The organism is Pantoea sp. C2G6 (assembly GCF_051336815.1).
In the GTDB taxonomy this organism is placed as follows: domain Bacteria; phylum Pseudomonadota; class Gammaproteobacteria; order Enterobacterales; family Enterobacteriaceae; genus Pantoea.
In genome coordinates this window covers 305079-327122 of sequence record NZ_JBGMNJ010000001.1, presented here as the reverse complement: position 1 = coordinate 327122, position 22044 = coordinate 305079, and the positions used below count along the sequence as shown (strand labels likewise).

At 57.4% G+C, this 22044-nt stretch carries 22 protein-coding genes; 2 read left to right on the top strand and 20 right to left on the bottom strand.

Features of this window, described 5'->3' with window-relative positions:
* Positions 1–27: 27 nt before the first annotated feature.
* The 8 genes from fabF to yceD form a co-directional block, all read right to left on the bottom strand.
* The gene (gene fabF / locus ACCW71_RS01550; RefSeq protein ID WP_436369163.1) at positions 28–1269 is read right to left on the bottom strand and encodes a beta-ketoacyl-ACP synthase II; all 1242 of its coding nucleotides are present in this window, start codon (positions 1267–1269) and stop codon (positions 28–30) included.
* Between the two features lie 85 nt (positions 1270–1354).
* Positions 1355–1591: an acyl carrier protein gene (acpP, locus tag ACCW71_RS01545; RefSeq protein WP_003849865.1), complete on the bottom strand. Its 237-nt coding sequence runs from the start codon at positions 1589–1591 to the stop codon at positions 1355–1357.
* 154 nt (positions 1592–1745) lie between these two features.
* Positions 1746–2480, bottom strand: coding sequence for a 3-oxoacyl-ACP reductase FabG (gene fabG, locus ACCW71_RS01540; protein WP_436369161.1), 735 nt, complete (start codon positions 2478–2480; stop codon positions 1746–1748).
* A 10-nt stretch (positions 2481–2490) separates the two neighbouring features.
* Positions 2491–3423: an ACP S-malonyltransferase gene (gene fabD, locus ACCW71_RS01535; protein WP_436369159.1), complete on the bottom strand. Its 933-nt coding sequence runs from the start codon at positions 3421–3423 to the stop codon at positions 2491–2493.
* A gap of 16 nt (positions 3424–3439) precedes the next feature.
* Positions 3440–4393, bottom strand: a complete 954-nt coding sequence (locus ACCW71_RS01530; RefSeq protein WP_436369158.1) for a beta-ketoacyl-ACP synthase III — start codon at positions 4391–4393, stop codon at positions 3440–3442.
* Positions 4394–5434, bottom strand: coding sequence for a phosphate acyltransferase PlsX (gene plsX / locus ACCW71_RS01525; RefSeq protein ID WP_436369156.1), 1041 nt, complete (start codon positions 5432–5434; stop codon positions 4394–4396). It lies immediately after the preceding gene.
* A gap of 25 nt (positions 5435–5459) precedes the next feature.
* Positions 5460–5630, bottom strand: a complete 171-nt coding sequence (gene rpmF, locus ACCW71_RS01520; protein ID WP_003849870.1) for a 50S ribosomal protein L32 — start codon at positions 5628–5630, stop codon at positions 5460–5462.
* Positions 5631–5644: 14 nt separating this feature from the next.
* Positions 5645–6166, bottom strand: coding sequence for a 23S rRNA accumulation protein YceD (yceD, locus tag ACCW71_RS01515; RefSeq protein WP_436369154.1), 522 nt, complete (start codon positions 6164–6166; stop codon positions 5645–5647).
* Positions 6167–6306: 140 nt separating this feature from the next.
* On the opposite strand from yceD, the gene ACCW71_RS01510 reads away from it, so the two are divergent.
* A complete protein-coding gene (locus tag ACCW71_RS01510) occupies positions 6307–6894 on the top strand; it encodes a Maf family protein (RefSeq protein WP_436369153.1) in 588 nt (195 codons plus the stop codon).
* A gap of 13 nt (positions 6895–6907) precedes the next feature.
* Here ACCW71_RS01510 and rluC read toward each other — a convergent pair whose 3' ends face one another.
* Complete coding sequence (rluC, locus tag ACCW71_RS01505) at positions 6908–7864, bottom strand: 23S rRNA pseudouridine(955/2504/2580) synthase RluC (protein WP_436369152.1); 957 nt, start codon at positions 7862–7864, stop codon at positions 6908–6910.
* A 572-nt stretch (positions 7865–8436) separates the two neighbouring features.
* Here rluC and rne point away from each other — a divergent pair.
* On the top strand, positions 8437–11838 hold the full coding sequence (gene rne / locus ACCW71_RS01500) for a ribonuclease E (protein ID WP_436369150.1): 3402 nt from the start codon (positions 8437–8439) through the stop codon (positions 11836–11838).
* Positions 11839–12007: 169 nt separating this feature from the next.
* On the opposite strand, the gene flgL is transcribed toward rne, so the two are convergent.
* From flgL to flgB, 11 genes are all read right to left on the bottom strand, one after another.
* Entirely contained in the window at positions 12008–12973 is a 966-nt protein-coding gene (gene flgL, locus ACCW71_RS01495) for a flagellar hook-associated protein FlgL (RefSeq protein WP_436369149.1), read from the bottom strand.
* Between the two features lie 14 nt (positions 12974–12987).
* Positions 12988–14637: a flagellar hook-associated protein FlgK gene (gene flgK / locus ACCW71_RS01490; protein WP_436369147.1), complete on the bottom strand. Its 1650-nt coding sequence runs from the start codon at positions 14635–14637 to the stop codon at positions 12988–12990.
* A gap of 124 nt (positions 14638–14761) precedes the next feature.
* Complete coding sequence (flgJ, locus tag ACCW71_RS01485; protein ID WP_436369145.1) at positions 14762–15721, bottom strand: flagellar assembly peptidoglycan hydrolase FlgJ; 960 nt, start codon at positions 15719–15721, stop codon at positions 14762–14764.
* Positions 15721–16830 (bottom strand): flagellar basal body P-ring protein FlgI, encoded by a 1110-nt coding sequence (locus ACCW71_RS01480; RefSeq protein WP_436369143.1) that lies wholly within the window; start codon positions 16828–16830, stop codon positions 15721–15723. Before ACCW71_RS01480 ends, flgJ begins: the two co-directional genes overlap by 1 nt.
* A gap of 9 nt (positions 16831–16839) precedes the next feature.
* Positions 16840–17550 carry a flagellar basal body L-ring protein FlgH gene (locus ACCW71_RS01475; RefSeq protein WP_436369142.1) on the bottom strand — a complete coding sequence of 237 codons (711 nt, stop codon included), beginning with the start codon at positions 17548–17550 and terminating at the stop codon, positions 16840–16842.
* Positions 17551–17610: 60 nt separating this feature from the next.
* The gene (flgG, locus tag ACCW71_RS01470) at positions 17611–18393 is read right to left on the bottom strand and encodes a flagellar basal-body rod protein FlgG (RefSeq protein ID WP_436369141.1); all 783 of its coding nucleotides are present in this window, start codon (positions 18391–18393) and stop codon (positions 17611–17613) included.
* A 17-nt stretch (positions 18394–18410) separates the two neighbouring features.
* Positions 18411–19169: a flagellar basal body rod protein FlgF gene (locus ACCW71_RS01465; protein WP_436369139.1), complete on the bottom strand. Its 759-nt coding sequence runs from the start codon at positions 19167–19169 to the stop codon at positions 18411–18413.
* Positions 19170–19189: 20 nt separating this feature from the next.
* On the bottom strand, positions 19190–20446 hold the full coding sequence (gene flgE / locus ACCW71_RS01460; protein WP_436369137.1) for a flagellar hook protein FlgE: 1257 nt from the start codon (positions 20444–20446) through the stop codon (positions 19190–19192).
* A gap of 26 nt (positions 20447–20472) precedes the next feature.
* Positions 20473–21147 (bottom strand): flagellar hook assembly protein FlgD, encoded by a 675-nt coding sequence (flgD, locus tag ACCW71_RS01455; RefSeq protein ID WP_436369135.1) that lies wholly within the window; start codon positions 21145–21147, stop codon positions 20473–20475.
* Positions 21148–21158: 11 nt separating this feature from the next.
* Positions 21159–21563 (bottom strand): flagellar basal body rod protein FlgC, encoded by a 405-nt coding sequence (flgC, locus tag ACCW71_RS01450; protein ID WP_031376557.1) that lies wholly within the window; start codon positions 21561–21563, stop codon positions 21159–21161.
* A 2-nt stretch (positions 21564–21565) separates the two neighbouring features.
* Positions 21566–21979 (bottom strand): flagellar basal body rod protein FlgB, encoded by a 414-nt coding sequence (gene flgB / locus ACCW71_RS01445; protein WP_436369133.1) that lies wholly within the window; start codon positions 21977–21979, stop codon positions 21566–21568.
* Positions 21980–22044 lie beyond the last annotated feature (65 nt).

The window sequence follows — 22044 nt, the reverse complement described above, 5'->3', positions numbered from 1 at the left end:
GCGGGCCCTTTTAGCAATCAACGACGATTACACTTTACGGAAGATCAACGAGCCGTTAGTGCCGCCGAAACCAAAGGAGTTACACAGGGTGTACTCCAGGTCTTTAACCTGACGCGCGGTGTGTGGCACGAAATCGAGATCGCAGCCTTCATCCGGGTTATCGAGGTTAATGGTCGGTGGTATGGCCTGGTCGCGCAGCGCCAGAATCGAGTAGATCGATTCAACCGCGCCTGCGGCACCCAGTAAGTGCCCGGTCATTGATTTAGTTGAGCTTACCATCACGCGGCTGGCGGCGGCACCAAACACCGATTTCACCGCCCGCGCTTCCGCTTTGTCACCGGCAGGCGTGGAGGTGCCGTGCGCGTTGACATAGCCGATCTGCTCTGGCGTCAGCTGAGCGTCACGCAGCGCGTTGATCATCGCAGCGGCTGCACCGGAGCCATCTTCTGGCGGTGAAGTCATGTGGAAAGCATCGCTGCTCATACCAAAACCTACCACTTCAGCGTAGATTTTCGCCCCACGTTTCTTCGCATGTTCGTACTCTTCCAGTACCACAATGCCCGCACCGTCACCCAGCACAAAACCATCACGATCTTTATCCCACGGGCGGCTCGCCGCTTGCGGGTTATCGTTACGGGTTGAGAGGGCGCGTGCCGCACCGAAACCACCGACGCCTAAAGGCGTACTGGCTTTTTCGGTACCGCCCGCCAGCATCACGTCAGCATCGTTATAGGCGATGATACGCGCGGCGTGACCAATGTTATGCACACCAGAGGTACAGGCGGTCGCGATAGAGATGCTTGGACCTTTCAGGCCATACATGATGGTGAGATGACCCGCCACCATGTTAACAATGGTTGAAGGCACAAAGAACGGGCTGATTTTGCGCGGTCCACCGTTGACCAGCGAGGTGTGATTCTCTTCAATCAGACCTAAGCCGCCGATGCCGGAACCAATCGCTGCGCCCATACGGCCTGCATTTTCGTCGGTCACAACCAGACCACTGTCCTGCATGGCCTGAATACCGGCCACAATGCCGTATTGGATGAATTCATCCATCTTGCGCTGATCTTTGCGCGAGATGTAATCATCACAATTAAAATCTCTTACCAGACCTGCAAAGCGCGTTGCATAAGCACTGGTATCAAAATGGTCGATCAGGTTAATGCCGCTCTGACCGGCAAGGAGAGCACTCCAGGTAGACTCTACGGTATTGCCGACAGGAGACAACATGCCAAGACCAGTCACAACTACACGACGCTTAGACACGTTCGTCCTCCAGGGAGGGGAAATAAGGAACTATGTGGGACAAACATAAAAATCAGGCGGTCGAGCGACCGCCTGAAGATATTCATTAGCCTTTATGGCTATTGATGTAGTCGATCGCTGCCTGAACGGTAGTGATTTTCTCAGCTTCTTCGTCTGGAATCTCAGTATCAAACTCTTCTTCCAGAGCCATCACCAGCTCAACGGTATCAAGAGAATCGGCACCCAGGTCTTCTACGAAAGATGCAGAGTTGGTGACTTCTTCCTCTTTCACACCCAGCTGCTCACTGATGATTTTCTTAACGCGTTGTTCGATATCGCTCATACTATTTAATTTCCTATCAAAACTCGCTTTCGCGATGGTTTTCGTAGTGTATAAAATGGTGAAAAAGATGCAACAAAATCCCGGCTGGTCGAACCACGATTTTGCGTTATTTTGCGGCTCTAACCGCAAATAAAGCAAATGATTTCGTGATTTATCAGACCATGTACATTCCGCCATTGACGTGCAGCGTTTCACCTGTGATGTAGGCTGCTTCGTCAGAGGCTAAAAATGCCACAGCATTGGCGATTTCCTGAGCGTCGCCTAAGCGACCCGCAGGGACTTCCGCCAAAATACCGGAACGCTGATCTTCGTTCAGTGCCCGCGTCATGTCAGTCTCAATAAAGCCTGGAGCCACGACGTTGACGGTAATGCCACGTGACGCGATTTCGCGCGCCAGTGATTTGCTAAAGCCAATCAAACCCGCTTTTGCTGCCGCGTAGTTAGCCTGACCCGCGTTACCCATGGTACCGACAACGGAACCAATGGTGATGATACGGCCCACACGTTTTTTCATCATGGCACGCAGGACCGCCTTAGAAAGACGGAACACCGATGTGAGGTTGGTATCCAGAATATCCTGCCACTCATCATCTTTCATGCGCATGAGAAGATTATCACGTGTAATGCCTGCATTATTGACCAAAATATCCACTTCGCCAAATTCGGCACGAATATTCTCTAAAACACTGTTGATTGAGTCAGCGTCAGTCACATTCAGTAACAGGCCTTTGCCCTTGTCGCCAAGGTAAGCACTGATGGCGTCGGCGCCATTCTGGCTGGTTGCAGTGCCGACCACTTTGGCACCGCGTGCCGCCAGGGTCTCTGCAATCGCACGACCAATGCCGCGACTCGCGCCGGTAACCAGCGCAACTTTACCTTCAAAGCTCATGATTTTCCTCTTATTCCTTTCCGAGTGCCGCAGTCAGTGATGCGGTATCGTTGACGGCAGCCGCTGTCAGGCTATCCACAATGCGTTTCGTCAGCCCGGTCAGCACTTTACCCGGTCCCATCTCCAGCAGCTGGGTCACACCCTGTGCCGCTATCGCCTCTACGCTCTCGGTCCAGCGAACCGGGCTGTAGAGCTGGCGCACCAGCGCGTGACGAATGGCCGCCGCGTCGGTTTCGGTTTTAACATCAACATTGTTGATGACCGGCACCGCAGGCGCGTGAAAGGTGATGCTCTCCAGCGCAACCGCCAGTTTGTCGGCGGCAGGCTTCATCAGCGCGCAGTGAGACGGCACACTGACCGGCAGCGGCAGCGCACGCTTGGCACCCGCCGCTTTACAGGCTGCACCGGCACGCTCAACCGCTTCTTTGTTACCGGCAATCACCACCTGACCCGGCGAGTTAAAGTTGACCGGTGACACCACCTGACCCTGTGCACTCTCTTCACAGGCTTTACGGATAGCGGCGTCATCCAGGCCAATAATCGCCTGCATCGCACCGGTGCCTTCCGGCACCGCTTCCTGCATCAGTTTGCCACGCAGTTCTACCAGCTTGATCGCATCGGCAAAGTTAAGCACGCCGGCACACACCAGCGCCGAATACTCACCCAGGCTGTGACCGGCCATCAGCACCGGCTGTTCGCCGCCCTGCTGCTGCCAGATACGGTAGATCGCCACTGACGCGGCTAACAGCGCAGGCTGCGTCTGCCAGGTTTTGTTTAACTCTTCAGCCGGCCCCTGGCTGACTAACTGCCACAGGTCATATCCCAGTGCGTCAGAGGCTTCACGGAAGGTCTCTTCCACCAGCGGATAGCTTGCGGCTAATTCCGTCAGCATGCCCACGGTCTGAGAACCCTGACCTGGAAAAACAAATGCAAATTGCGTCATCTTTCGTTCCTGTCAATCAAAAGCGAACCAGCGCAGAACCCCAGGTGAATCCACCACCAAAGGCTTCCAGCAGAATAAGGTGTCCGGGTTTGATGCGGCCATCACGGACCGCTTCATCCAGTGCGCTCGGCACTGATGCAGCAGAGGTGTTGCCATGACGATCCAGCGTGACCACCACTTTATCCATGGTCATGCCGAGTTTTTTCGCCGTGGCGCTGATAATGCGCAGGTTAGCCTGATGCGGCACCAGCCAGTCCAGCATTTCACGATCGAGATTATTCGCCTGGAGCGTTTCATCCACGATGTGCGCCAGTTCTGTGACCGCAACCTTGAACACTTCGTTGCCGGCCATAGTGACATAGGCGGGTTGATCCTGATGGGCGCGATCCTGATAAGGCAGCGTCAGCAGCTGACCATAGCGGCCATCGGCGTGCAGATGGGTCGAGATGATCCCCTGCTCTTCGCTCTGACCCAGCACAACCGCACCGGCGCCATCACCAAACAGGATGATGGTGCCGCGATCTTCCGGGTCGAGGGCGCGTGCCAGGACGTCAGCGCCAATCACCAGCGCATGCTTCACCGCGCCATTTTTGATGTATTGATCGGCCACGCTCAGCGCATAGGTAAAACCGGCGCAGGCGGCAGCGAGGTCAAACGCCGCGCAATCTTTAATCTCCAGCATCTGCTGGATCATGCAGGCGGAGCTGGGAAACGCATGGCTTGATGAGGTGGTGGCGACAATAATCAGCCCGACATCGTTCGCCTCAACGCCCGCCATCTCCAGCGCGCGTTGTGCCGCGCTGAATCCCATGGTGGCAACGGTTTCGTCAGGCGCGGCAATGCGGCGCTCACGGATGCCGGTACGGGTGACAATCCACTCGTCCGACGTTTCCACCATTTTTTCCAGATCGGCATTGGTGCGAACCTGGCTGGGCAGATAACTGCCCGTACCGATAATTTTGGTATACATCTAGGCTTTGTCACTCCTGGCTAATACAGCATCAAGGCGCGCAGCAATTCGTTCGGGAACCTGCTGCCGCACCGCCTGCTCTGCCTGTTCTATCGCCACGACGAAAGCTTGTTGATTCGCTGCGCCATGACTCTTGATTACTGTCCCGCGCAATCCTAACAGACAAGCGCCATTGTACTGGTCAGGGTTGAGATGCCCGAAGCGCTTCACCAGACGTTTCTGAATCCAGCGCCCCAGCAACTGAAGCCACCATGACCGTTTTTTACCCTCCCCCGATGACTTCAGCAGGGAAAGAAACATTCTTACCACGCCCTCCATGGTCTTCAGCGTGACGTTTCCGACAAATCCATCACAGACCATGACATCCGTTTTACCGGTGAGCAGCTCGTTACCTTCGAGGTAACCAATATAGTTGATCTGCGGTGATTCTCGCAGTATTACCGCGGCGTCGCGGATGGTTTCCAGCCCTTTGGTCTCTTCGTGACCAATATTGAGCAACGCAACGCGGGGGCGTGAAATACCGAGCACATGCTCCGCCATCACTGACCCCATCACCGCAAACTGCACCAGCATCGCACTGTCTGAGCCGACATTCGCGCCCAGATCCAGCACCACGGTTTTACCCTGCTGCTGATGCGGTAAAACCGACATTAACGCCGGACGCTTAATGCCATCCAGCGGTTTTAATATCAGTGTCGCCAGCCCCATCAGCGCACCGGTATTCCCGGCGCTGACGCAGGCCTGCGCACGTCCCTCTTTTACCATCTCCAGCGCCACACGCATTGAGCTGCCGCGACTGTTTCTGATGGCCTGAGCGGGCCGCGCATCACTTGCAATAACCGATTCGGCAGGGATCACCTGCAAACGCCCCAACAGGGAGGAATCCGCTTTGGCAAGCAATGGCGTGAGGGTGTCGGGATGACCGACCAGAAGAAGGAATAGCTGCGAATGAGAGGCCAGTGCCTGCAATGCTGCAGGCACTGTCACGCAGGGACCGAAATCCCCGCCCATGGCATCAATCGCCAGGGTCAAACGTGTCAAGGTATCGCCTTGCTAAGCAAGAAACTTACTTAACGATAACCTTGCGACCGCGGTAGTAACCATCCGCAGTGATGTGGTGACGCAGATGAGTTTCGCCAGAAACTTTATCTACTGACAGGGCAGCAGTGGTCAGCGCATCGTGTGAACGACGCATACCACGCTTAGAACGGGTGGGTTTATTCTGTTGTACGGCCATGGACCTTACTCCTATTACTTACGCTTTAAACTGGCTAATACGGCAAATGGATTTGGTTTCTCCACCTCTGCAGGCAGTTTGCCAAAGACCATGTCCGCCTCGGACACTTCACAGTGTTCAGAATCGTGCACCGGAACGACCGGCAGTGCGAGGATCAGTTCATCCTCGACAACCGCCAGCAGATCGATCTCACCAAACTCGTTGACATCGACCGGCTCGTACGCTTCCGGTAATGCCTCGGCCTGCTCATCAGAAGAGACAGGACTGAAGCAATAGCTTACTTTTACGTGATGAGGAAAGGTCTGGTTGCAGCGCTGACAACGCAACGTCACCTGAACTTCAGCAGTACCCGTCAGTACCGCCAGACGTTGGTTATCAACCGCAAACGACATGGCACAATCCACATCACTGTCCACACTAACGACCGACTCGGCCACACGCTCCACCTGTGCAGATGTGTAGACACCCTGATAATCAAGGCGCTTCTGAGCGGTGCGGACAGGGTCCAGCGTTAGGGGTAATTTTACCTTTTGCATAGGGCGCGCATATTAACTTTGTAATGTCATAGAGTCAAAGAAAAAGGCCGTTTAACAGCATCTTTCAACCACTATTCGCATCCAGTGCGGCGCACAGTTTAAAATGACTGCCACCAATTCGCTATCACTATTGAAAAAAAATGACACCATCGATTCTTTTAGCTTCAACTTCACCGTTCCGGCAGGCGTTATTACGTAAGCTGGGCCTGCCTTTTATTACCGCCGCGCCCGAAGTCGATGAAACGCCCTGGCCCGGTGAAAGCGCTGAAGCGCTGGTGACACGTCTCGCCATTGCGAAAGCGCAGGCGCTGGCTGAAACCTGGCCCGATCGCTGGATTATCGGTTCCGATCAGGTCTGCGTGCTGAACGGCGAGATTACCGGTAAACCGCATACGGCAGCAAAGGCACGGGCGCAGCTGCGCGCTGCCAGCGGCAACCGCATTACCTTTTACACCGGCCTGGCGCTCTGTCATCCGGCCAGCGACACGCTGCTGCACTGTTGTGAACCCTTTGTGGTGCATTTCCGGCAGTTAACTGACGCGGAAATTAACGGGTATATCGAAAAGGAGCAGCCGCTTCAGTGTGCCGGCAGTTTTAAAAGCGAAGGTCTGGGAATTTGTCTGTTTGATCGTCTGGAAGGGCGCGATCCGAATACGCTGGTCGGGCTGCCGCTGATTGCGCTGAACGCGATGTTGCAGCAGGCCGGCATCAATCCATTGACCAACTGATGCCGGGCCGGGTTTATGCTTTCAGCTGACGCAGCTTAAGCAGACACTGCTTCAGGCCCTCATCCAGCGGCGCTTCAATGCGCATCACTTCGCCGGTGCCAGGATGGGTGAAGGTCAGCGCCGCGGCATGCAGGAACAGACGCTTTAAACCGGTGGACGCCAGCTGGCTGTCAAAGTCGCGTTCGCCGTAGCGATCGTCGAAAGCGATAGGATGGCCCGCGTGCAGCGTATGTACACGGATCTGGTGGGTACGGCCGGTGACCGGACTCGCTTTCACCAGCGTGGCGAAATCGAAGCGCTCCTCCACTTTAAAGCGGGTTTCTGACGCTTTACCTTCACTGCTGACGCGCACCACACGCTCACCGCTTTGCAGAATGTTTTTCAGCAGCGGCGCCTGCACCACCTTCAGATGCGACGGCCAGTTGCCTCTGACCAGCGCCAGATAATCTTTCTGCATTCCCTTTTCACGCAGTTGCTCATGCAGGGAGCGCAGCGCCGAGCGCTTTTTGGCGACCAGCAGAATGCCGGAGGTGTCGCGGTCCAGACGATGCACCAGTTCAAGAAAACGCGCTTCCGGGCGCAGGGCGCGCAGTCCCTCGATGACGCCGAAGCTCAGCCCGCTGCCGCCATGGACGGCGGTACCGGAAGGTTTGTTCATCACCAGCAGCGCGTCATCTTCATAGAGGATGGCGTCAGCCAGCGAAGCCACCTTCGCCAGTTTCGGCGAAACGGCCTCTTCATCGCGTTCGGCTACCCGAACCGGCGGAATGCGAACCTCATCGCCCTCTTCCAGCTTATATTCCGGCTTGATGCGCTTTTTATTCACCCGCACCTCACCTTTACGCACGATGCGATAAATCATGCTTTTAGGCACGCCCTTGAGTTGGGTGCGCAAAAAGTTGTCAATGCGTTGTCCGGCATTTTCAGCCGTGATGGCGACAAAATGTACGCCTGGATTCTCTGTTTTCATGGCGGCGATTCTAAATAGTGTCCCCCGATAGCGCCACCCCTTTTTCTGTGCTTAACTCTGGGGTCGATGGGGCGACAACCGGCCCGGCTGCTGGCTTTTTCAGCAACCCGCCGGCCTGTTTAACCCGTTAGTGATGTAAATGTAAAGAAACTTCACAAGCTGGCCAAAGTCGCCTTGCTATATGAAGGTTAGCAGTGGAATAATGCTTAAGTTTCTTACCTGGAGCATTTCAGGGCAGAAAACGAGCGAAATTGTCATTTTGCCGGATTGAGCAGACACGCAGCAATGGCGTAAGACGTAATGCGAAATCAGGCACTTAGCGGGCTGCGGGTTGCGGCCTGGACAGCAGTATGGGGTGCACGGGTTTTTTAATTCTCTCAGGCATTTCCACTATCTGGTGCTGTTTTCCCTTATGAAAAACAGGCCACCGACGTTATTTGCGCCCCTCGCGCGGTCGACAGCCGTGAGGTTGACGACATTGCACTAAGTCACGGGGCCATCGGTTGATACTCGTCCAGGGTAACTATGCCCGCAGCTGTAATCACTCATGAAAGAATAACGAGTAAGTCACGATGAAAAGAATGTTAATAAACGCAACTCAGCAGGAGGAGTTGCGCGTTGCCCTGGTAGACGGTCAGCGTCTGTACGATCTGGATATTGAAAGCCCAGGACACGAACAGAAAAAAGCCAACATCTACAAAGGTAAAATCACCCGCATTGAACCCAGCCTTGAAGCTGCGTTTGTCGATTACGGCGCAGAACGTCACGGTTTCCTCCCCCTGAAAGAAATCTCCCGCGAATATTTCCCCTCCAGCTATAACGCGCACGGTCGTCCGAATATTAAAGACGTGCTGCGTGAAGGTCAGGAAGTGATTGTTCAGATCGATAAAGAAGAGCGCGGCAACAAAGGCGCGGCGCTGACCACCTTTATCTCGCTGGCGGGCAGCTACCTGGTGCTGATGCCGAATAACCCCCGTGCCGGTGGTATCTCCCGCCGCATCGAAGGTGACGACCGTACCGAGCTGAAAGAAGCGCTGTCGGCGCTGGAACTGCCAGAGGGAATGGGGCTGATTGTCCGCACCGCTGGCGTTGGCAAATCTGCCGAATCACTCCAGTGGGATTTAAGTTTCCGTCTTAAGCACTGGGAAGCGATCAAGAAAGCCGCTGAAAGCCGCCCTGCTCCGTTCCTGATCCATCAGGAAAGCAACGTGATTGTGCGCGCCTTCCGCGACTATCTGCGTCAGGACATCGGCGAAATCCTGATTGATAACCCGAAAGTGCTGGAGCTGGCGCGTCAGCATATCGCCGCGCTGGGCCGTCCCGACTTCAGCAGCAAAATCAAGCTCTACACCGGTGAGATCCCGCTGTTCAGCCACTATCAGATCGAATCGCAAATCGAATCCGCTTTCCAGCGTGAAGTCCGCCTGCCGTCAGGTGGCTCGATTGTTATCGACAGCACCGAAGCCCTGACCGCTATCGATATTAACTCCGCACGCGCCACGCGCGGTGGTGACATCGAAGAGACCGCCTTCAACACCAACCTTGAAGCGGCCGATGAAATTGCGCGTCAGCTGCGCCTGCGTGACCTGGGTGGCCTGATCGTTATCGACTATATCGATATGACGCCGGTTCGCCATCAGCGCGCGGTAGAAAACCGTCTGCGTGAAGCGGTCCGTCAGGATCGCGCCCGTATTCAGATCAGCCACATTTCACGTTTCGGCCTGCTGGAGATGTCACGTCAGCGCCTGAGCCCGTCATTGGGTGAGTCGAGCCATCACGTCTGCCCGCGCTGTAGCGGCACCGGCACCATCCGTGATAACGAGTCACTGGCGCTGTCGATTCTGCGTCTGATTGAAGAAGAAGCGCTGAAAGACAACACCAAAGAAGTGCACGCCATTGTTCCGGTGCAGGTCGCCTCTTACCTGCTGAATGAAAAACGTGAAGCGGTCAATGCGATTGAAAAACGCCAGGGCGGCGTGCGGGCGATCATCGTTCCGGATGACAAGATGCAGACCCCGCACTACTCCGTACTGCGCGTGCGTAAAGGCGAAGAGACCCAGACGCTGAGCTATCATCTGCCGAAGCTGCATGAAGCTGAAATGGCGATGCCATCCGATGAAGAGCACGCTGAGCGTCGTCGTCCTGAGCAGCCAGCTCTGGCGGCGTTTGTGATGCCGGATGCCCCACCGGCACCGGTGGAAGTGGCACCTGAAGCGCAGCATGCTGCCGCACAGCCTGCGGCGAAAGCCGCGCCGTCGGTCGCCGCGCCAGCAGCTGTCAGCACCGGCTTCCTGGGACGTCTGTTTGGCGGCCTGAAAAAGCTGTTTGGCAACGAAGAAGCACCGGCTGCTGCACCTGCCGTGGCTGAGGTGGCTGAACCACAGAAAGCGCCTGAAACCGGGCAGGATAGCGGTAATGGCCGTGGCGAACGTCGCAACAACAATAACAACCGTCGTAATAACAACCGTCGCGAGCGCACGCCACGTAATGGTGAGAATGCGCAATCCCGCGAAGGCCGCGAACCGCGTGAAAGTCGTGAGCCACGCGAAAGCCGTGAACCTCGCGAAAGTCGTGAAAGCCGCGAACCGCGTGAAGGCAATGACAACCGTCGTAACAAACGTCAGTCTCAGGCAGGTGAAGTGCGCGAAGAGCGCCCGGCACTGAGCGAAGAGGCGCGCCAGCAGCGTGACGAGCAGCAGCAGCAGCGTCGTGAGCAGCGTGCTGAGCGTCAGCGTCGTCGTCAGGAAGAGAAACGCGCCGAGCAGGAAGCGGCCAAAGCGGCAGAGCAGCCGGCTGTCGTGGCTGACGCGCAGGATCTGACCGAAGCGCAGGATGATGAACGTGTGCAGGTGATGCCTCGTCGTAAGCCACGTCAGCTGAGCCAGAAAGTGCGGGTTGATGATAACCGTCAGCCGCTGCCAGCTGAAGCCAGCGACATCGCTCAGCCAGCCGAAGCCCGTCAGGCGCCAGCCGCCGAGGTGCGCCAGGCTCAGCCTGAGGCCGCAGCGCCACAGAGCGACGAGCAGGATGATACCGACAACCGTGACAACGGCAATATGCCGCGTCGTTCACGCCGTTCGCCACGTCATCTGCGCGTCAGTGGACAGCGTCGTCGTCGTTACCGTGATGAGCGTTACCCGACGCAGTCCGCCATGCCACTGGCTGCCGCTGCCGCGTCACCAGAAATGGCCTCAGGTAAAGTCTGGATCCGCTATCCGGTCAGCCAGGCCAGCGAAGAGCAACAGATGCAGAATGTAGCAGACGTGCAGGAGCAGAACTTTGCCGCCAGCGCAGACGCTATCGCACAGCCTGTAGCCGCCGCTGAATCCCTGACCCAGGATGCGCCAGTGCAGCAGGCCGAGCCACAGGCAGAAACGCCGGTGCCGGTGGTGAACACTGACGACACCCGTGCCATTGAGACGCCGGTCGATCAGCAGCCCTCTGTGGTTCCGGCCGCTGAAGAAGCCAAAGCAGAAGCGGTTGCCGCTCAGGCAGAGCCTGCTGAGCCGGTTGCTGAAACGCCGGTTGCGGCCCCTGCCGAAGCACTGACCGCAGCGCCAGCAGAAGCAGAAGCAGAAGCAGAAGCAGAAGTGGCTGAGCACGCTCCGGCGGATGTCAGTGAAGCGATCGCCGCTGAAGTTGAAGAGGTGCTGAAAGCGCCCGTTGCTGCTGAAGCGGAAACGGCCCCGGTAAGTGAACCTCATGCTCCGGTTGCCGCACGTGATGTCGCTCCAGCGGCTGCACAGCCTGTTGTCGCCGCGCCTGACGCCACTGCGCAACCTGCGGCGGCTGACGCGACGCGCTGGAAGCATTTTGCCTCCGCGCCGATGACCAAAGCCCCTGCGCCGGTCTGGCAGCCAGAGCCGGCACCGCACAGCGACTGGGTACGTTCACCGTACCAGTTCGACGGTCGGGGTTCCGCCGGTGGTCACAGTGCGACCCATCATGCGACTGCACCGGCGACCAAGCCGTAAGCTATAACCTGCTGTGAACTCAACCCCGGCCTGCAAGCCGGGGTTTTTTTATGGCTGTTGCCCGCCAGCCCTGCCAGATCACAGGCAAAAAAAATCCCACCCTGCTGATTAAGCCGGGTGGGAAAAACTAAGCGTATCCGGTTAAAGTACGCCCAAATTCACGTCAAACTTAAGAATTCATCTGGAACAGCGACATCTTGGACATGTCGGTAAAGGTCTTATAGGAAGCCTGGAGCGCCGTCTGCTGCATGGTATAGCTGGAAGCCGCTTCGGTGTAGTCCACATCCACCAGATCGCTCATCTGCGAGCTGTAGATCAACTTACGATCGTCACCCTGCGCGTCCAGCGTATCAAGCTCAGACAGCTGTGTACCAATCTCAGAGCGCACGGTTAAGACATTATTCAGCGCATTGCCGAGGCCGCGGTTGGTTTTATCCATCGCTGCCTGAAACGTCGCTTTGGTTGCGGCGTCAGCATCATCCTGTGGCACTTTCAGCGCCGCAATCGCGCTATCCAGCATCTTAAACAGGCTGGTTTCGCTGGCGCTGCCATCCGGCTCTTTGGTGGCGTTGCTGGTGATCGACATAAAGATGTCGTCACCGGTATGCCCCACGGTCATCGTCCGGCTGGTGTCGACCTTCTGCGTAATCGCGTCGGTGCCGCCCGCGTAGCTGACGCCAGTGCTGGCATCATCGACAAAAGGCGCGCTGTCGGTTTTATAGCCGGCAAAAATGTAGCGGCCGTTGGCGTCCTGGCTGTTCGCCTGGTTCAGCAGCTGCGCACGGATCCCCTCCAGCTGGATAGCAATCGAGCCGCGGTCATCGTCGCTCAGGGTGCCGGTTGAACCGTTAACAATCAGCGTTTGCGCATCCTGAATACTGCTGGTAACGCCTTTCAGCGCATTCTCTTCCAGCGACAATCCCTGGTTGGCAAAAGTCCGCGCCAGGGCGTACTGTGTGCCCTGCGCCTGGGTCTGGGAGAGCACCACGGCGCGCGACGCCGCGATGGGATCGTCCGAAGGATTGGTGACACGGCGGCCGCTGGAGAGCTGCTCACCCACTTTCAGCCAGGAGGCTTGCGAGTCGGTAATGCCGCGCACCTGCTGGTCAAAAATCATATTTGTACTGATTCGCATGTTATCTCCTGCCCTTAGCGAATATTGATCAATGCATTGAACACGGTGCTGGCAGTTTGCAGCACCTGCGCATTGGCCATGTAATATTGCTGATACTTGGTCAGGTTGGCGTACTCCTCATCGAGGTTGACGCCCGAGACCGATTGCTGGCGTTCGGTCAGCTGACTGACCACGCTTTTCTGTGTGGTGCTGGTGGTTTCCAGCGAACTGGTTTTGTTACCCACGGTACTGGCGATGCTGGCATAGGCCTGTGACAGCGTGGCGTTACCGCCGACCAGCTTCGCGTCCTGTAAGTTCAGCAGTTTCTGAGCATTGCGGTTATCACTCTCACCACCAACCGCACCGGCGGCGGCCACCTGAGATTCACTGGTGATCGCCACTGACATATCATTGATGACGTTCTGGACCGGCTTCACCAGGAAACTGTCATTGGCCGCTGGCGCAGGCGTGGCGGCGACGGTCAGCTTCAGGCCGTCAAAGCTCAGGGTGGTGTTGCCATTGCTATCGGCGGCCTGGGTCAGGGTGACAGCGGTGCCGTCAGCCGCGCGGGTCGCGCTCCAGTTACTGCCGTCATAGCTCAGGGTGTAGTTGGTCGCTTTCAGCGCGCTGCTGTCAGTCCACTCGGCGGTAACGGAAGCGGCTGTGCTGTTTTTGCTGTTGCTGATAACCGTCGGGCTGCCGATGTTAAAGAAATCGACGCCCTGATTGCCCTGGCTGTCAAAGCCCTGCTTGTGGACATCGTTAAAGCTGGTGGTAAACGCCGCTGCTAACTGTCCCAGCTGGTTCTGAGCCAGATCCAGATCCTGACTACGAAACGCCAGCAGTCCGCCCAGCGAACCGGTGGTGATCAGTTTTTCCGGGATCTCGACATTGCCCGCCTGCTTATCGACATAGCCGATAGTGGTGCGGGTCGGATCGCTGCTGGAGGTCATCGCCACCAACTCATTGGACTTGTTGCCGTTCACCAGCGTCAGGCCGTTGGCCATGGAGACGGTGTAGCCGCCATCCTGCTGTGACACGGTGACGCCAACCACATTATTCAGGTCATTAACCAGCTGATCGCGCTTATCCAGCAGATCGTTGGGAGCCGTACCGGTGCCGGTGGTCAGTTTGGCGATCTGCTTGTTGAGGTCCGCAATCTGATTAGTGAAGGTGTTGACCTGCTTGATGCTGGAACCAATATCGGCATTGACGCTGTTCTGCATCCCGGTCAGGTATTGCGCCGTGGTCTGGAACTGGCTGACCAGACCCTGGGCATTGCTGAGCATCGACTGACGCGCCGAAGGATCGTTGGCGTTGCTGACCACGTTTTGCAGGTTGGTGAAGAAGCCCTGAATCGAAGTTGAGAGGCTGGTGGTCGAGGTCGAGAGCAGATCGTCAATATTGGAAATCTGGTTGTACTGGGTGTTTACCGCGCTGTAGTTAGCGCTGGAACCGCGCAGCTGGGTGGCGATAAACGCATCATATTCACGCTGGACGCCGGTGATATTCACCCCGTTGCCGTAATAGCTGTTGCCCTGAAGGGTGCTATTCGCCTGGGCCAGAATCGTGGTCTGACGTGAATAGCCCGCCACGGTGTAGTTGGTAATGTTGTTACTGGTGGTGCTCAGGGCAGCCTGTGCGGCACTCAATCCGCTCATCGCGGAGTTAATTATGCTGGACATCGCGGTTCCTTACGTTCCCCGTCAACCGGGCTGGCAGAGGTAAAAATGGGCGCCAGCAGGCGTAAACGCATCTGGCTTATAGTGATGTTATCGGCGCGCCTAAGTGAAACTTGAGGCGTAATGCTCAGAACAGGTCGCCTAAATCCTGACTGTAGGCTTTCACAACTTTGTCACCCATGCTTTTGAATTGCTGAATCATTCCCACCAGCTTCTGCGCATATTTTGGATCGGTGGCGTAGCCCGCTGCCTGCAACGCCTGCGCGCCCTGCTCGGCGCTGGCGGCGTTGGTGACCGCCGCATAGCGTGGATTTTTGGTCAGCAGTTTGACGTAGTCGGTCAGCGCTTCGAAGTAGGAGTTATAGACACGGAAGCTGGCGCGCACTTTCTTCGCTTCGCCCTGCTCATATTCGGTGGTCATAATATCGGTGGTGTCACCTTTCCAGTCGCCGCTGGCTTTGATACCGAAGACGTTATAGCTCGGCTTGCCGTCACGGGTCAGGATCTGACGCTGGCCCCAGCCCGACTCCAGCGCCGCCTGCGCCAGAATCAGGTGGTGAGGGATGCCACTCTGCTGGCTGGCGGCCTGCGCCGGTTGCGTCAGCTGGGCGATAAACTCGCGGCTGTCGCTGGGCAGACCGGTGGGGGAAGAGACCGGCAGACGCGGCATCGCCTTACGCACCATCTGCTCCAGCTGCTGCGCCGGCAGCGGAGCGGCACCGCTGGTGCTGAGGATAAAGCTGTTATCCAGCTTCATCGGCACCGTCCCCGCCTTCTCATCCGGTGGAGTGGCTGGCTGCATCTGCTTAACGATAGTCTCAGCCAGGCCCAGCCCCCGTTTTCCCATCTCCTGCGCAATCTGCTGGTCATACATCGAGGTGAAGAGTTTGGTCTGTTCGTTGCTCAGCACGCCATCCTGCGGCAGCGCCTCACGCATACTCTTCAGCATCATCTGTACAAACATCCCTTCCACCTGACGCGCCACCTGCAACGCTTTACCTTTCGGATCGCTGCTGGCCTGGTGCTTCAGTTCATTCAGGGAGCGGCTGTCATAAGCCGCACTCATTACAGATTGCGTATCGTTCATCAGATAATTTCCAGTTTGGCGCGCAGGCAACCGGCGCTCTGCATCGATTGCAGAATCGACATCAGCTCGATAGGTGACGCGCCCAGCGCATTCAGCGCACGCACCACGTTGTTCAGGTTGGCGCTGGCATTGACCCGTTGCAGCGCCCCGCCACTCTGACGCAGATCGATCTGGGTCTGGGTGGTCGCCACAGTCTGACCACCGGCCAGCGGGGTATCAGGCTGACTGACATTCTGCTGCTGATTGACCGTGACCGACAGGTTGCCCTGCGCCACAGCACACTGATTCAGCGTCACTTCACGGTTCATCACCACCGAGCCGGTACGGGAGTTGATGATCACTTTGGCATCTTCAACCGGAATCGAGACGTTGATGTTCTGAATGTCGGCCAGCAGACGCACCTGCGCGCCATTGTTCGGTGAGACGCGGATCTGCACGGTACGGGCATCCAGCGGCTGCGCCGAGCCATAGCCGCCACGGGCGTTGATCGCATCAGCGATCCGCTGCGCCATCGAGAAATCTTCATTGTTCAGTTGCAGGTTGATGGTGTTCTGTGAACCAAAGTTACTTTGCAGTTCACGTTCCACCGTCGCCCCGCCGGTGATACGGCCGCCGTTCAGCTGGTTGACCTGCACACTGCTGCCGCCCGCTGACGCACCCGCGCCGCCGACCAGGATGTTACCCTGCGCCAGCGCATAGACCTGGTTATCGACCCCTTTCATCGGCGTCATTAACAGGGTGCCGCCGCGCAGACTTTTGGCGTTACCCAGCGAAGAGACCACCACATCCAGCGTCTGACCCTGACGGGCAAAGGCGGGCAGCTTCGCCGTAACCATCACCGCCGCCACGTTCTTCAGCTGCATGTTGGTGCCGGTCGGCACGGTGATGCCGAGCTGTGACAGCATGTTATTCACCGTCTGCGTGGTAAACGGCGTCTGCGTGGTCTGGTCACCGGTGCCATCCAGCCCCACCACCAGGCCATAGCCCAGCAGCTGGTTCTCACGAACCCCCTGGATGGTGGTTAAATCACGGATCAAATCGGCTTTGGCCAGCAGGCTGACACCCAGCAGCAGCGCCAGTCCGGCGCGTAACAGCGTTAACTTTTTCATTGCAGCCTCTTACATCGGCGAGATGTTCAGGAAGAAACGCTGTAACCAGCCCATGGTCTGCGCCTCATTGATATAGCCATTTCCGACATACTCAATACGTGCATCGGCGACAGCGGTAGATAACACGGCGTTGCTGGCGCTGATGGTGCGTGGGTTGACCACGCCCGAGAAGCGAATGAACTCCGTGCCCTGATTAATGGCGATCTGTTTTTCACCGACCACGTGCAGGTTGCCGTTTGACAACACCTGATCCACGGTGACGGTAATGGTGCCGGTAAAGGTGTTGTTGGCGGAAGCGCCTCCTTTGCCAGCGAAATCGTTTTTGCCTTCCGCGCTGAGATTGGCTTTTTCGCCGCCAGCCCCGACCAGTCCGGCCAGGCCGGTAGGTACCGCGCTCAGACCAAAGCTGTTGCTGCCATCGCGGCTGGCGTTGGCTGAGGAGCTTTTGCTGGCGCTGACGTTTTCCTGCAAGGTAATGGTCAGCGTATCGCCAATGTTGCGTGGACGGCGATCTTCAAACAGCGGCTGATAGCCGTAGTTAAGCGGCGCGACGCCCTGGAAAATAGAGCCGTTGACCACCGGTGGCGCCGATGGCAGCGGCTGCGCCGTGGTTGCGCCTTCGACCAGCGGGGTCCGCGGTACCAGAGCACAACCGTTGAGAGTTAGCAGCAATGAGGCGACTAACCAATGTCCAGGCTTGAGAATATGTTGCTTCGCCACGGCGTCACGACCTTATCAATATCTGTGCTTCAGGCCAGCGGCGGCTGGCCCGGTTCGCGATTAAATCTGTGTTAATTTCGCCAGCATCTGATCAGAGGTACTGATCGCCTTGCTGTTGATTTCGTAAGCGCGCTGCGTCTGAATCATGGTGACCAGCTCTTCCGCCACGTTAACGTTGGAGGTTTCGGTATACCCCTGATAGAGCAGACCGGCACCGTTCTGACCCGGGGTACTGTCTGTCGGCGCGCCTGACGCCTGGGTCTCTTTGTAGAGGTTTTCCCCGACGCTATCGAGACCGGCATCGTTCATAAAGGTGCTCAGGGTCAACTGACCCACCTGCGCCGCCTGGGTCTGCCCCTGCTGCGTCACGCTCACCACACCGTCACGCGACACGGTGATGCTGGTCGCGTTGGCCGGAATGGTAATGCCAGGCTGCACCGGGAAGCCGGAGTTGGTCACCAGCTGACCGTTCTGATCGACCTGAAACGCGCCGTCACGGGTATAGGCAGAGGTGCCATCCGGCATCTGAATCTGGAAATAGCCCTGACCGTTAATCGCAATATCTTTCGAGTTGCTGGTCTGCGACAGGTTGCCCTGGGTGTGCAGACGTTCGGTGGTGACCGGGCGAACACCGGTACCAATCTGCAAGCCCGATGGCAGCGTGTTCTGCTCTGACGACTGGGTGCCAGGCTGACGCATCGTCTGATACATCAGATCCTCGAACACCGCACGCGAACGCTTAAAGCCGTTGGTGCTGACGTTGGCCAGGTTGTTGGCGATGACGTCCATGTTCATCTGCTGCGCATCAAGACCGGTCTTAGCGATCCATAAAGAACGAATCATGTTGTTATCCTCGCGCCTTAGCTGCTCATGTTCAGCAGCTGATTGGCTTTTTGTTCATTTTCGTCGACGTTGGTGATCACTTTCATCTGCATCTCAAAACGTCGGGCGTTGGCGATCATGTCGACCATGGTTTCAACCGGTTTCACGTTGCTGCCTTCCAGCACGCCAGGCATCACCTGCATGGTGGGGTCAGCCTGCAAGGCGGCACCGCGGGCGGTCTGGGTCGCGGCGGTCGGACGGAACATGCCGTCGTCGCTGCGTTGCAGCTCCTGCCCGGTTGCCCTGACCAGCTTCAGCTTACCCAGCTGAACCGTGGCGTTCGGTGAATCACCGGCGTTCAGCCCGGTGATCGAACCGTCGGCCGCGATGGTGATTTCGGTTCCCTGCGGGATCACAATCGGACCGCCATCGCCCATCACCGGATTGCCCTGAATCGTCAGCGTACCGGTCGGGCTAATCTGCATGTTGCCGTTGCGGGTATAGGCTTCACTGCCGTCAGCGGTGCGTACCGCCAGCCAGCCATCCTGCTGCACCGCCACATCGAGCGGACGCTCGGTGTAATCCATCGCGCCCTGACTCATGTCGGCGCCAGGGGTTGAGGCGGTGACCAGCGTACGGGTCGGCAGCGACCAGCCACTCACCGGCACCGCGCGCAGCGCGTTCAGCTGGGCACGAAAGCCTGGCGTTGAGGCGTTGGCGAGGTTGCTGGCGGTGACCGCCTGCTGATCCAGCGTCTGGCTGGCCGCGCCCATCGCGGTATATATCGCGTGATCCATAAGGCAATCCTGTTAGCGAATTAACGTAAGTTAACCAGCGTGTTGAGAATCTGGTCCTGAGTTTTGATGGTCTGCGCGTTCGCCTGATAGTTACGCTGCGCCACAATCATGTTCACCAGCTCTTTACTCATATCGACGTTCGAGGACTCCAGTGCGCCCGCGGTCAGTGAACCAAAAGTCCCGGTGTTCGCCAGGCCGACCGCTGCCTGACCTGATGCGCTGGAGGCGGACCAGACGTTATCGCCCTGTGACTGCAAACCTTCCGGGTTAGAGAAGCTCGCCAGCACAATCTGACCCAGCAGCTGGGTTTTCTGGTTGGAGTAGGTACCGGTGATGGTGCCGTCATCGTTGATGGCGTAGCTGGTCAGATCGCCAGGGGCATAGCCATCCTGCGTCGGGCTGCCAAAGGTGGTGCTGCCGGTGTTCTGTTGCAGGCTGCCGAGCATGCTCAGGGTGATGGGCTGATTGGCTACCGCGCCGTTGGCTCCGCCGACGTTCAGGGTCAGGCCAACGGTGCCATCGGTGGTGGTGCTGACCACGGCGCCGTTCGCATCGAGCTTAGAGACGCCGGTCAGCTTGCCGCTGGTGTCAAACGCCATTCTGAAGTCACCTGCTGAGGTGCCGGTGGTGCCATCAATGGTATGGACGGTCCAGCTGTTGCTGGCGGTGTCTTTCACGAAGTACATGTCGAGCGCGTGGTCGTTACCCTGCGAGTCGAACACGGTCGCGGTGGTTTTCTTGTTGTAGCTGTCGGCGTTCGCGGTCGAGAAGGTGGTGACGGATGGCGTGGTATCCGTTGAGTTCAGGTTGGCAACCAGACCCGCGGTAGTGGTCGCGCGGGCTGACATCTGCTCGGTAGGAATACGCAGCGCCACCGGGTTGGCACCCGCCTGAATGGTGGCCGGTGAACCGCTGGCCGGATAGCCGGTCACGTTCAGACCCTGGGTATTGACCAGGTTACGGTTGGCATCCAGGGTTAACTGACCGTTACGCGAATAGAAGACGCCGCCGCTGCTGTCGGTCATACGGAAGAAACCGTTACCGCTCAGCGCAACGTCCAGGCCACGGCTGGTGGTGGTGGTGGCGCCATCGTTAAAGTTCTGGATCACCGCCGCCACTTTGGTGCCGAGGCCGACGTTGGAACCGGCGAACATATCGGCGAAGGCGATGGTGCTGGATTTGAAGCCCGCAGTGGCGGAGTTGGCGATGTTGTTGCCGATAACATCCAGGTTACTTGAAGCAGCACCAAGGCCGCTGACCGCTTGAGAAAATGACATGTGTGTGTTTCCTGTCTACAGGTTAATCAGAGAATCTGACGTACGTCGTCAAGGGTGGCGGAGCCCATGGTGCCGAGATCCAGTTTTGTGGTGTCGTTCGCGGTACTCACCCCATTGACGTAGGCGTAGTTCAGCGGTTGTGCCACCAGTTGGGTGCTGCCATTGCTCGCGGCAATCGCAACGCTGTATTTGCCATCCGGGGCGACCGAGCCATCGCTCAGCTTGCCGTCCCACGAGAAGGTGTGCACGCCCGCGCTCAGTGCGCCGAGATCGACGGTATCGATCACCGTGCCATTGGCATCTTTAATGGTGGCGGACGAGGCGGTGGAGGCTGAGGTCAGCTCAACGCCAAACGGCGTGGTGGTGCCGTTGCCCACCAGAATCTGTCCGCCATTCACCATCACGCCATGCCCAATCAGGGTGGAGCTTTGCAGCGACTGGCTGGTGCTGATCTGGCCGGAGATCGATCCCAGCGTGGTATTCAGTTTTTCAATACCGCTCAGGGTATTGATCTGCGCCAGCTGCGTGGTGAGCTGGCTGTTATCCATCGGATTGGTCGGGTCCTGGTTCTGTAACTGCGTCACCAGCATGGTCAGGAACTGGTTTTGCAGATCCTGCGCACTGTTGCCGGTGCCGCTGGTGCTGGATGAGCTGAGGACCGTGGGGTCCAGCTTTTCGTTAACGCCTACCGCGATAGCCATAATTTTCTCCGTTATTGCCCGATCGTCAGGGTTTTCATCATCATCGACTTCACGGTGTTGAGCACTTCGACGTTCGCCTGGTAGCTGCGCGACGCGGACATGGTGTTGACGGTTTCTGAAACCACATCCACGTTAGGCATCTTCACGTAGCCTTTGGCGTCCGCCATCGGATTGCCGGGGTCATAGACCAGCTTCGCCGGGGTCGGATCGTCCACCACTTTTGCCACTTTTACGCCGCCGGTCGCCGCGCCTGGCGCTGCATCGGTCTGAAACACCACCTGCTTCGCCACATAGGGCTGTCCATCGGGACCGGTGACGCTGTCGGCGTTGGCCAGGTTACTGGCACTGACGTTTAATCGCTGTGATTGCGCGGTCATCGCTGAGCCGGCAATGTCAAAAATATTCAGCAAGGCCATAATTATTGCCCTTGTAACACGCTCATCATGCCTTTGATCTGGCTGCTGATGAGGGTGAGGTCGGTTTGATATTTCAGGCTGTTATCCGCGAACTGGGTACGTTCACGGTCCATATCGACGGTGTTGCCATCGGCAGCGGGCTGATCGGGAATGCGATAGAGCATATCCATCGACGGTGCCGTATTTGCCTGCGCTTCAATGTGGCGAGGTGACGTCACTTTCAACGCCATACTGCTGCCCTCCGCGCGACCGTTGGACATCACCCGACTCAGCTCGCTGGCAAAGTCAATATCCCGAGCCTGATAACCCGGGGTATCGGCGTTGGCAATATTTGACGCCAGGATCTCCTGACGTTGCGCACGCAGGTTCAGGGCCTCTGTACCAAATTTCAGCGCCGCATCCAGTTTGTCGAGCATGTTTCCTCCGCGAATGAGAATTTCGAGTGGGCAGCTTAATTTGAAAAAGCAAGAGGTCATCGTCT